This window comes from Pseudomonas sp. HY7a-MNA-CIBAN-0227, from assembly GCF_040310325.1.
Classification (GTDB): Bacteria; Pseudomonadota; Gammaproteobacteria; order Pseudomonadales; family Pseudomonadaceae; genus Aquipseudomonas.
On sequence record NZ_JBEOPT010000026.1, the window covers coordinates 1 to 11,750 of the forward strand.

Genomic DNA, 11,750 nt, shown 5'->3' on the forward strand with positions numbered 1-11,750 from the left:
GGGGCAAGAGCCTTTTGGTTACTTTTGGGCTCTTTTCAAAAGTGACACGCCGTAAGGGCGTAACCCTAATCCGCCCCAACCAAAATAACGGATATGTACCCAACCCAACCTCAGCCCGCCTGGTACCCCATCAACTGCTCCTCACACAAAATCCGAATCGTGCGCCGCTGCACCTCGATCATCCCGCCATCCACCAGCCGATGCAGAATTCTGGAAAACGTCTCCGGCTGGATCCCCAGTTTCGACGCCACCAACCGCTTGGGCACCTGCAACACCACATCGCCACTGAGCGCATCGCGTTCCTGGAGCAAAAAGTTGATCACCCGCCGACTGGCATTCGCCAGGGTCAGGGTGTCGATGTCCTTGAGTCGTTGATGCAGGTGAATGCTCATGGTCGCCAGGATCGCCAGGCAAATTTTTGGCTGGACCTCCAGGGCCTTGCGGTAGTGATGGCCTTCGATGGTCACCAGCAGACTGTCCTTGAGGGCCGTGGCGCTCACCGGATAGGCCTTGGCCTGGCTGAACAGCAAGGCTTCGGCAAAGGTCTGGCCGGGGCGGATGACTTCCACCAGGTGTTCCTGGCCTTCGCCGGTGACCCGGTGCAATTTGATCTGGCCGCTCACCAGCAGGAAAAACCGCTCGGCGGGATCGCCCTGGTGCATCAACGTGGCGTGGGCGGGCAGGCGTTTGAGGTTGGCCAGGGTGCAGACGTCCTGGAATACTTTTTCCGGCAACTGACTGAACAGGTGATGGCGGCGCAGGGTTAAAACGATGGATGGGTGGGTCAGCATGGCGTACCTCCGGTCTCGCCCATGGTAGGCCGTGACACTGGCGGGGCCTATGCCTCTACCGGGCTACCTCCAAAGAGGCAGGGCTAGATGTACAACTACAACGCGTAGCAGCAACTGTCTTGGTGACTTTCTTGGTGACTTTTGTTCAGACCGAATTTATCCAGCCTGACGCAGATGCTCCATCGCCCACACCGCCGCCTCTACCCGCGAGCGCAACCCCAGTTTGTGCAGCAAATTCTTCACATGCACCTTCACCGTTCCTTCGGTAATCCCCAGCTTGTGCCCGATCACTTTGTTGCTGTACCCGCCGGCAATGGTCTTCAACACCTGGCGTTCACGTTCCGTCAGTTCCACCGCCGCATGGGGCTGCGGTGAACGCAAGGCCTGGGCGAGGACGCGGGTCAGGCCGGGGCTGATCACCAGGGCGCCGTGGAGGGCGTCGCGGATGTACTGGATCAGAAGTTCCGGCTCCATGTCCTTGAGCAAATAACCGTTGGCATCCAGGCGCAGGGCGTCGCGGATGTCGTCTTCGGCATCGGACACGGTAAACAGCAGCACCTTGCCGGCGTAGTCCATGGCCCGCAGGCGGCGCAGGGTTTCCAGGCCGTTCATTTGCGGCATGTTGTTGTCCAGCAGCACCAGGTCCGGTTGCAGCGACTCGATCAGCCCCAGGGCTTCTTCGCCGTTGCCGGCTTCGCCGACTACCTGCAGGTCATCTTCCAGTTCCAGCATCTGGCGCATGCCGTGGCGCATCATCGGGTGGTCGTCTACCAGCAGGATGTGGTGGCGCAGGGGAGTGTTCATGAAAAGCTACCTTGTAGGGACTGTCCGAGAAATTCCGGGCGGAACAGCAATTGCACCCGCGTACCCTGAGGCTCGCGGGAAGAGATATCGAGCTGGCCGTGCAGGCTGCGGGCACGCTCGTCCATGATGGTCAGGCCGTGGTGTTCGCGCTGGTCCACGGCGCCGCTGAAGCCACGGCCATCGTCTTCGATGCTCAGGGTCACGGTTTCGCCGCTCTGGCGCAGTTGCAGCCAGGCGTTTTGCGCATGGGCGTGGCGCAGGCAGTTGGACAGGGCTTCACGGGTGATTTGTAGTAGGTGAATCTGCTCGCTGGCGGAGAGTTGGAAGGCCAGGGCATCGACGTGCAGGTGCACCTGGAATTCGCCCCGGCGGGAGAATTCTTCGGCGGTGTCCTTGAGTTCCTGCACCAGCCCGGCATCGTGGATTTGCAGGCGGAAGGTGGTGAGCAACTCCCGCAACTGGCGGTAGGCATTGCTCAGGCCTTCGCGCAGTTCGCCGGTGACGGTTTCCAGGGTTTCCACCGGTTCGCCTCGGCGCAGCAAGGTTTGCATGCGGCTGACTTGCAGCTTCATGTAAGACAGGGCCTGGGCCAGGGAATCGTGCAGTTCCCGAGCGATGATGGTGCGTTCGTCCAGCAGCAACAGGCGGTGATCCTGTTCGCGCTGACGCTTGAGGGACAGAGAGGTGCCGATCAGGTTGGCCAGGGCCTGGATCAGTTCATTCTCCCAGCCCTGGGGCGGATGGCCGTCGACAAAGTGTGCCTTGAGCTCCCCCAGTTCCGCGCCCTGGTTGCTGATGCTGAACATTTGCGGTGGGGCGACGTGATGCCGCTCGCAGGTGGCGCAATCGCCGATGGCGCAGATGTTGCGGCTGTTCTCGCCATGCAGGGCGAGCATCTGCTGGGCCGGTGCAAGGAAATGGCCTTTCAGGCACAGCGACAGGCGCAGGCCCGGCAGGCGTTTCTGGAAGCGGCGGATCAACTCGTCGAGGACTTCGGCATTGGCCTGGCGCGTGGCCAGGCTGCGGCTGCTTTGGTAGAGCAATTCGAGGGCCGCGTTGGCCTGTTGCAGATTGAGGGTTTTCTGCTGGACCTGGCTTTCCAGGGTGCGATGGGACTCTTCGATGGTTTCGGCCAGGGTGTTGAAGCTCAGGGCAAGCTGGCCCAGTTCATCCTGAGAGCGGTGGTTGACCCGGGTCTTGTAGTCACCGTCGCGAAAGCGCCGGGTAGCGTCGACCAATTCCTGCAGGGGCGTGACCACGCCGTACTGCAACTCATAAAGGCCCAGCAGCAGGATTATCAGGGTGCTGAACAACGCCAGGCCCTGGATCAGTTGCTGCCAGCTTTGTTTATGTTCGCTTTGTTGCTGCAACAGGCTGACGAACTGGTTGAGCCGTTCGACGAAAGCCGGGGCTCGCTCACGGAAAAATACCCCGTCACCGCGCTCCAGCGCCGGGCGCAACTCAAGGTTCCAGTGTTGCTGGATCTGCTGGTAGCTCTGTTGCAGGGAACTGTTAGGGCCGTCTTCCAGCACCGCCTTGAGGGACTGGCTGTCCAGGCGCCGTTGCAGGCTTTGGGTGATCTTTTTTATTTCCTCATCGCTGGCGCTGTCGGAGAGTTTCCAGCTCAGGTGGTAGGTCTCCATGCGCACGGAGCCGGCGGTATTGATCGCGGCGCCATCGCCCTGGCTGAACCAGGCGATCAGCCCAGCGCTCAGGGAACTGGCCAGGGCCAGAACTGCAATCAAGATTACTGCCAGGCCGGCGCGAGCGGGTAGGGAGCTGCGCAGCCAGTTAAACATCACGGTGTAATCGAAGGGTGGAAAGAGGCAGCATGGCGGCACCTGAAACGGGGAATGGTGGATAAAAAACGCAATCCCTGGCGCACTACCTCTAAAGAGTTGCCGGCAAACCCTCCCATGGGAAAACACCGGCACAAGAGATCAATCCATTGATAAATAAAGACTTTCTCTTGTTATTGGATCTACCTCCTTAGAGGTAGATGGCCCCAGCATAGGCCAATACCCCCCAGGCGTTCGTTGATCTGGGTCAAGTTCTGCGGGGGTGTGGCCCCTAACCTGCGCTCATGGAATAACTTTCTGGAGCGCAAACCGTGACTCAACCGCGCGTAAAACAGGGTCTAGTGCTGGGTATGAGCACGCTGGCCTTCACCGTGTGCTTTATGGTCTGGATGATGTTCGCCGTGCTCGGCGTGCCAATCAAGGAACTGCTGCAACTCAACGAAACCCAATTCGGCCTGCTGGCTGCCACCCCGGTCTTGACGGGTTCCCTGGTGCGCCTGCCCCTGGGCCTGCTGACCGACCGCTTCGGCGGGCGCATCGTCTTCTTCGTGTTGATGCTGACCTGCGTGCTGCCGCTGTACCTGATCACCTACGCAACTGCCTATTGGCAGTTCCTGGTGCTGGGGCTGTTTGTTGGCCTGGCCGGTGGTTCGTTCTCGGTGGGCATCGCCTACGTCGCCAAGTGGTTCGACAAAGAGAACCAGGGCTTTGCCATGGGCGTATTTGGCGCCGGTAACGCCGGCGCGGCAGTGACCAAGTTTCTTGCTCCTGCCTTGATTGCCTTTGGCACCTGGCACCTGGTGCCAAAGGTGTTCAGCGCGATCCTGTTTATCACCGCGCTGCTGTTCTGGTTCCTCACTGCCGAGAACAAGGCCCACCGCAGTGCCGGTGGCGCCACCTTGCGCGAGCAGTTGCTGTGCCTCAAGGACCCGGCCGTGTGGCGCTACTGCCAGTACTACTCGATTGTCTTTGGCGGCTATGTGGCCCTGGCGTTGTGGATGACCAAGTACTACGTCCAGGAATACGGCTTCAACCTGCAAAGTGCTGCACTCCTGGCGGCCTGTTTCTCCTTGCCGGGCGGTGTGCTGCGGGCAGTAGGCGGCTGGATGTCCGACCGCTGGGGCGCGCAAAGCGTGACCTGGTGGGTGTTGTGGGTGAGTTGGGTCTGCCTGTTCCTGCTGTCGTACCCGCAAACCCAACTGCAAGTGCAGACCGTCAACGGCCCGCTGGATTTCCATATCGGCCTTAACGCCACGGTGTTCACCGTGCTGCTGTTCGTGATGGGCATCGCCTTCGCCTTTGGCAAGGCCTCGGTGTTCAAGTACATCGCCAACGACTACCCGCAAAACATGGGTGCGGTGTCGGGCATTGTCGGCCTGGCCGGCGGCCTCGGCGGGTTTGTGCTGCCGATCATGTTTGGCGCTCTGGTGGACCTCACCGGCGTGCGCTCTTCCTGCTTCATGTTGATGTACGGCGTGGTCTGGGTGTCCTTGACCTGGATGTACTTCAGCGAAATTCGCAAGCAGCCGCTGCTCGGTAAAGCGCCTGCGGCCCAGCCTCTCCAAGGAGAATGAACATGACCCTTTTGCAAAAACCCGAATCGGGTCCGGTGATCCACGACTGGCGCCCTGAAGACCCGGCGTTCTGGGGCCGTAGCGGCAAACAGACCGCCACCCGTAACCTGTGGATCTCCATTCCAGCACTGCTGTTGGCCTTCGCCGTGTGGATGGTCTGGAGCACGGTGATTGTGCGTCTGAACGCCATCGGTTTCAGCTTCACCACCGACCAGCTGTTCTGGCTGGCAGCGCTGCCAGGCTTGTCCGGCGCCACCTTGCGAGTGTTCTACTCGTTCATGGTGCCGATCTTCGGCGGGCGCCGCTGGACTGCCCTGAGCACCGCCTCACTGCTGCTGCCATCGTTGTGGATGGGTTTTGCGGTGCAGGACCCCAGCACGTCTTACAGCGTGTTTGTACTGATCGCCTTGTTGTGCGGCTTTGGTGGCGGCAACTTCGCCTCCAGCATGTCCAACATCAGCTTCTTCTACCCCAAGTCCCAGCAAGGTACGGCCCTGGGCTTGAATGCCGGCCTGGGTAACCTGGGTGTGTCGGTGATGCAGTTTTGCGTGCCGCTGGTGATCACTTTCGGTGTGTTCGGCCTGATGGGCGGCCAACCGCAAATTCTGGAAGACGGCAGCCAGTTGTGGCTGCAGAACGCCGGGTTTATCTGGGTGCCGTTCATCATCGTCGTCACTGTATTCGCCTGGTTCGGCATGAATGACCTGTCCAGCGCTCGCGCTTCGTTCAGCGACCAGGCGGTGATCTTCAAGCGCAAGCACAACTGGCTGATGTGCTGGTTGTACCTGGCGACCTTCGGTTCGTTCATCGGCTTCTCCGCTGCCTTTCCGCTGCTGATCAAAACCTCATTCCCTGATGTGATTGCTTTGAAATTCGCCTTCCTCGGCCCATTGGTTGGCGCCCTGGTACGGCCGCTGGGCGGCTGGCTGGCAGACAAGCTGGGCGGCGCACGAGTGACCTTGTGGAACTTCGTGCTGATGATCGTGATGGTGTTCGGCGTGCTGCACTTTTTGCCGCAGAACGGCGAGGGCGGCAACTTCTACGGCTTCCTCGGCATGTTCATGCTGCTGTTCATTACCACCGGCGTCGGCAACGGTTCGACCTTTCTCATGATCCCGGTGATCTTCCGCACCCAGCATGAAAAAGCCAGCGCCGGCCAACCCGCCGAACAGCGTGAGCAAGCCCTGAAAAACGCCAGCAAGGAATCGGCCGCAGTGCTCGGTTTCAGCTCGGCCATGGGCGCCTTTGGGGCGTTCTTTATTCCCAAAACCTTCGGCTCGTCCATGGCTTACACCGGCAGCCCGGCGATGGCCTTCTACATGTTTGTCGGCTTCTACCTGAGTTGCATCGTCGTGACCTGGTGGTGGTACGCCCGCAAAGGTGCCGAGACCCCCTGCTAGCCGACCCCAATTCACCCTTTGCGTGGGCGGGGCGTAGACCCCGCAGCAAGCCTGAGAGGAAAGCATCATGAGTCACTTACTGGATCAACTGCGGTTCTTCAACCGTAAGCAAAACGAGTTCTCCGACGGCCACGGCGAGACCCGCAAGGAGTCTCGCGACTGGGAAAACGTTTACCGTTCCCGCTGGCAGTACGACAAGATCGTGCGTTCCACCCACGGTGTGAACTGCACCGGCTCGTGTTCGTGGAAGATCTACGTGAAGAACGGCCTGATCACCTGGGAAACCCAGCAGACCGACTACCCGCGTACCCGTAACGACCTGCCTAACCATGAGCCCCGTGGCTGCCCTCGTGGTGCCAGCTACAGCTGGTACATCTACAGCGCCAACCGGCTCAAGTACCCGAAAATTCGTAAGCCATTGCTCAAGCTGTGGCGTGAAGCACGCCTGACCCTGGCGCCTGTTGAGGCCTGGGCCAGCATCGTCGAGGACAAGGTCAAGGCCGACTCCTACAAGAGCAAGCGCGGCATGGGTGGCTTCATCCGTTCCAACTGGGAGGAAGTCAACGAGATCATCGCCGCCTCCAACGTCTACACCATCAAGCAATACGGCCCGGACCGCATTGTCGGCTTCTCGCCGATCCCGGCCATGTCGATGGTCAGCTACGCCGCAGGTTCACGTTACCTGTCGCTGATCGGCGGCGTGTGCCTGAGCTTCTACGACTGGTACTGCGACCTGCCACCGGCCTCGCCGATGGTGTGGGGCGAGCAGACCGACGTGCCGGAATCGGCCGACTGGTACAACTCCAACTACATCATCGCCTGGGGTTCCAACGTCCCGCAGACCCGTACCCCGGACGCCCACTTCTTTACCGAGGTGCGCTACAAGGGCACCAAGACCGTCGCCATCACCCCCGACTATTCGGAAGTGGCCAAGCTCACCGACCTGTGGCTCAACCCCAAGCAGGGTACCGACGCCGCGCTGGCCCAGGCCTTCAACCATGTGATCTTCAAAGAATTTCACCTGGACAAGCCGAGCGCCTATTTCACCGAATACGCCAAGCGCTTTACTGACTTGCCGGTGCTGGTGATGCTCAAGCCCATGACCGGTTTTGCACCGGGCGCCGGGTTCCAACCGGATCGCTTCCTGCGCGCCTCGGACCTGACTGGCAACCTGGGCCAGGAAAACAACCCGGAATGGAAAACCATCGCCCTCGATGAAAGCGGCGAACTGGTCTCCCCGCAAGGCTCCATCGGCTATCGCTGGGGCGAGAAGGGTAAGTGGAACATTCTGCCCAAGGAAGGCGGTGAAGGTCGTGAGATCGACCTCAAACTGAGCCTGATCGGTGATGACGTCGCCGAAGTAGCCTTCCCGTATTTTGCCGGTGAAGCACAGGAATACTTCCAACACGTGGCCGGTGATGCCGTGCAGTTCCGTCGCGTGCCGGTGCACAGCGTGACCCTGGCTGACGGCAGCGTCGCCAAAGTCGCCACCGTGTTCGACCTGTCGGCGGCCAACCTGGCCATCGACCGTGGCCTGGGCGGCGCCAACGTGGCCAAGGACTACGACGACGCCAGCGTACCGGGCACTCCGGCCTGGCAGGAGCAGATCACTGGCGTTAGCCGTGAGAAAGCTATCCAGATTGCCCGTGAGTTTGCCGACAACGCCGACAAGACCAAGGGGCGCTCGATGATCATCGTCGGCGCGGCGATGAACCACTGGTACCACATGGACATGAACTACCGCGGGCTGATCAATATGCTCATGCTCTGCGGTTGCGTCGGCCAGACTGGCGGCGGTTGGGCTCACTACGTGGGCCAGGAAAAACTGCGTCCACAATGCGGCTGGTTGCCACTGGCCTTCGGCCTGGACTGGAACCGTCCGCCACGCCAGATGAACGGCACCAGCTTCTTCTACGGCCACAGTTCCCAGTGGCGCCACGAGAAGATGAGCATGCACGATGTGCTCTCGCCATTGGCCGACAAATCCCAGTTCCCGGAACACGCGCTCGATTACAACATCCGCGCCGAACGCGCCGGCTGGTTGCCTAGTGCACCGCAACTTAACACCAACCCGTTGCATATCTGCCGCGACGCTGCTGCCGCTGGCATGGACCCGAAAGACTACGTGGTCAAGTCCTGGCAGGACGGCACCCTGCGCTTTGCCTGCGAACAGCCGGACAGCCCGGTGAACTTCCCGCGCAACATGTTTATCTGGCGCTCCAACCTGCTGGGCTCCTCGGGCAAGGGCCACGAGTACATGCTCAAGTACCTGCTGGGCACCAAGAACGGCGTGATGAACGAAGACATCGGCCATAGCAGCGAGTGCAAGCCTACTGAAGCTGAATGGGTCGAAGACGGCGCCATTGGCAAGCTTGACCTGGTGACCACGTTGGACTTCCGTATGTCCTCCACCTGCGTCTATTCCGACATCGTGTTGCCGACCGCAACCTGGTACGAAAAAGACGACATGAACACCTCGGACATGCACCCGTTCATTCACCCGTTGTCGGCTGCTATCGACCCGGCGTGGGAATCGCGTTCTGACTGGGAAATCTACAAGGGTATCGCCAAGGCCTTCTCGGCCATGTCGGTCGGGCACCTGGGTGTCGAGCAAGACTTGGTCACCGTGCCGTTGATGCATGACAGCGTTGGCGAACTGGCCCAGCCGTTTGGCGGCACCGACTGGAAAAGTGCCGGTGTGGCCCCGGAACCGGGCAAGAACGCGCCGAACATGGCCGTAGTGGAACGGGACTACCCGAACATCTACAAGCAGTTCTCGTCGCTCGGCCCGATGCTGGAAAAACTCGGCAACGGCGGCAAAGGCATCAACTGGAACACCGATGAAGAGGTCGAGTTCCTGGGTGAGCTGAACCACCACGAAAATGACGCTGGTATCAGCCACGGTCGGCCAAAAATCGACACGGCCATCGACGCCGCTGAAGTGATCCTGTCCCTGGCCCCGGAAACCAACGGCAAGGTCGCCTTGAAAGCCTGGGCGGCGCTGTCGGAATTCACCGGCATCGACCACAGCCACCTGGCGATTTCCAAGGCTCATGAAGCCATTCGCTTCCGCGATATCCAGGCGCAGCCGCGCAAGATTATTTCCAGCCCTACCTGGTCGGGCCTGGAAGACGAACACGTCAGCTACAACGCCGGCTACACCAACGTTCACGAAGGGATTCCATGGCGCACCATCACTGGCCGCCAGCAGTTCTACCAGGATCACCCGTGGATGCAGGCCTTCGGCGAGCAGCTGATGAGCTACCGGCCACCGGTCAACACCCGCACCATCGAAGGCGTGAAGGGCAAGCGCAGCAACGGCGAGACTGAAATCGTCCTGAACTGGATTACGCCGCACCAGAAGTGGGGTATCCACAGCACTTACAGCGACAACCTGCTGATGCTCACCTTGAGCCGTGGCGGGCCGATTGTCTGGCTCTCGGAAATCGACGCCAAGCGCGCCGGGATCGAGGACAACGACTGGATCGAGTGCTTCAACGTCAACGGTGCCCTGACCGCACGGGCGGTAGTTAGCCAGCGGGTCAAGGAAGGCATGGTGATGATGTACCACGCCCAGGAACGGATTGTGAACGTGCCCGGTTCGGAAACCACCAAGACCCGTGGCGGCCACCACAACTCGGTGACCCGCGTAGTGCTCAAGCCGACCCACATGATCGGCGGCTATGCCCAGCAGGCCTACGGTTTCAACTATTACGGCACGGTCGGTTGCAACCGCGATGAGTTTGTCGTGGTGCGCAAGATGTCCAAAGTCGATTGGCTCGACGGTTCCAGCGGCGATGACCTGCCGCGTCCATTGCCGACCGATATCGAGGAGAACTGAGATGAAGATTCGCTCACAAATCGGCATGGTCCTGAACCTGGACAAATGCATCGGCTGCCACACCTGCTCGATCACCTGCAAAAACGTCTGGACCAGCCGCGAAGGCATGGAATACGCCTGGTTCAACAACGTTGAATCCAAGCCCGGCATTGGCTACCCGAAAGAATGGGAAAACCAGGACAAGTGGAAGGGCGGCTGGGTGCGCAACGCCAATGGCTCGATCAACCCACGCATCGGCGGCAAGTTCCGGGTGCTGGCGAATATCTTCGCCAACCCCGACCTGCCGAGCCTGGACGACTACTACGAGCCGTTCGACTTCGACTATCAGCACCTGCACACCGCGCCTTTGGGCGAGCACCAGCCGACCGCGCGCCCGCGTTCGCTGGTGTCCGGCAAGCGTATGGAAAAAATCGAGTGGGGCCCAAACTGGGAAGAAATTCTCGGCACTGAGTTCGCCAAGCGCCGCAAGGACAAGAACTTCGACCAGATCCAGGCCGACATCTACGGGGAGTATGAGAACACTTTCATGATGTACCTGCCTCGCCTGTGCGAGCACTGCCTTAACCCGGCGTGCGCGGCATCCTGCCCGAGCGGTGCGATCTACAAGCGTGAAGAAGACGGTATCGTCCTGATCGACCAGGAAAAATGCCGGGGCTGGCGCATGTGCATCAGCGGCTGCCCGTACAAAAAGATCTACTTCAACTGGAAAAGCGGCAAGTCCGAGAAGTGCATCTTCTGCTACCCGCGTATCGAAGCCGGCATGCCCACCGTGTGTGCGGAAACCTGCGTCGGTCGTATTCGCTACCTCGGCGTGCTGCTGTATGACGCCGACCGCATCAGCGAAGTGGCGAGCACCGCCAATGAACATGACCTGTACGAGAAGCAGCTGGAAATCTTCCTCGACCCTAACGACCCAGCGGTGATTCGCCAGGCTCTGGCCGATGGCGTGCCGCAGTCGGTGATCGACTCGGCCCAGCGTTCGCCGGTCTACAAAATGGCCGTGGACTGGAAACTGGCACTGCCGCTGCACCCGGAATACCGCACCTTGCCGATGGTTTGGTACGTGCCGCCGCTGTCGCCGATCCAGAACGCTGCTGCTGCCGGCACCGTGGGCATGAACGGGGTGATCCCGGATGTCGACAGCCTGCGCATCCCTTTGCGTTACCTGGCCAATATGTTGACGGCGGGTGATGAAAAACCGGTCAAGCGTGCCTTGAAACGCCTGCTGGCGATGCGTGCCTACAAACGCTCCCAGCAAGTGGACGGGGTACAGGACCTGCAAGTGCTGGAAGACGTCGGCCTGAGCGTGGACCAAGTGGAAGAGATGTACCGCTACCTGGCGATTGCCAACTACGAAGACCGTTTTGTGGTGCCAAGTGCCCACCGTGAAGATGCCATGAGCGATGCCTTCGCCGAGCGTTCCGGTTGTGGCTTCAGCTTTGGCAGCGGTTGCAGCGGCAGTTCCGATACCAACATGTTCGGCGCCAAGAAGGCCAACCGCCGCGACGTGCTGAAAACCGTACAGATTTGGGAGGATTGAA

General features: G+C 60.3%; 7 protein-coding genes. 4 read left to right on the forward strand and 3 right to left on the reverse strand.

Features of this window, described 5'->3' with window-relative positions:
* Positions 1-110 precede the first annotated feature (110 nt).
* The 3 genes from AAEZ06_RS25980 to AAEZ06_RS25990 all read right to left on the reverse strand — a co-directional run bounded on the left by AAEZ06_RS25980 (position 111) and on the right by AAEZ06_RS25990 (position 3,394).
* On the reverse strand, positions 111-791 hold the full coding sequence (locus tag AAEZ06_RS25980) for a Crp/Fnr family transcriptional regulator (protein WP_149412445.1): 681 nt from the start codon (positions 789-791) through the stop codon (positions 111-113).
* Positions 792-947: 156 nt separating this feature from the next.
* Positions 948-1,595: a two-component system response regulator NarL gene (gene narL / locus AAEZ06_RS25985; RefSeq protein WP_149412444.1), complete on the reverse strand. Its 648-nt coding sequence runs from the start codon at positions 1,593-1,595 to the stop codon at positions 948-950.
* Positions 1,592-3,394, reverse strand: a complete 1,803-nt coding sequence (locus AAEZ06_RS25990) for a HAMP domain-containing protein (RefSeq protein ID WP_149412443.1) — start codon at positions 3,392-3,394, stop codon at positions 1,592-1,594. Before AAEZ06_RS25990 ends, narL begins: the two co-directional genes overlap by 4 nt.
* 311 nt (positions 3,395-3,705) lie before the next feature.
* Between AAEZ06_RS25990 and AAEZ06_RS25995 the strand changes: the two genes are divergently transcribed.
* The 4 genes from AAEZ06_RS25995 to narH all read left to right on the forward strand — a co-directional run bounded on the left by AAEZ06_RS25995 (position 3,706) and on the right by narH (position 11,749).
* Positions 3,706-4,968 (forward strand): MFS transporter, encoded by a 1,263-nt coding sequence (locus AAEZ06_RS25995; RefSeq protein WP_149412442.1) that lies wholly within the window; start codon positions 3,706-3,708, stop codon positions 4,966-4,968.
* A 2-nt stretch (positions 4,969-4,970) separates the two neighbouring features.
* Positions 4,971-6,368: a NarK family nitrate/nitrite MFS transporter gene (locus AAEZ06_RS26000; RefSeq protein WP_149412441.1), complete on the forward strand. Its 1,398-nt coding sequence runs from the start codon at positions 4,971-4,973 to the stop codon at positions 6,366-6,368.
* A gap of 67 nt (positions 6,369-6,435) precedes the next feature.
* Positions 6,436-10,209 (forward strand): nitrate reductase subunit alpha, encoded by a 3,774-nt coding sequence (locus AAEZ06_RS26005; RefSeq protein WP_149412440.1) that lies wholly within the window; start codon positions 6,436-6,438, stop codon positions 10,207-10,209.
* 1 nt (position 10,210) lies between these two features.
* Positions 10,211-11,749: a nitrate reductase subunit beta gene (narH, locus tag AAEZ06_RS26010; protein WP_350616910.1), complete on the forward strand. Its 1,539-nt coding sequence runs from the start codon at positions 10,211-10,213 to the stop codon at positions 11,747-11,749.
* The last annotated feature ends 1 nt before the right edge of the window (position 11,750 follow it).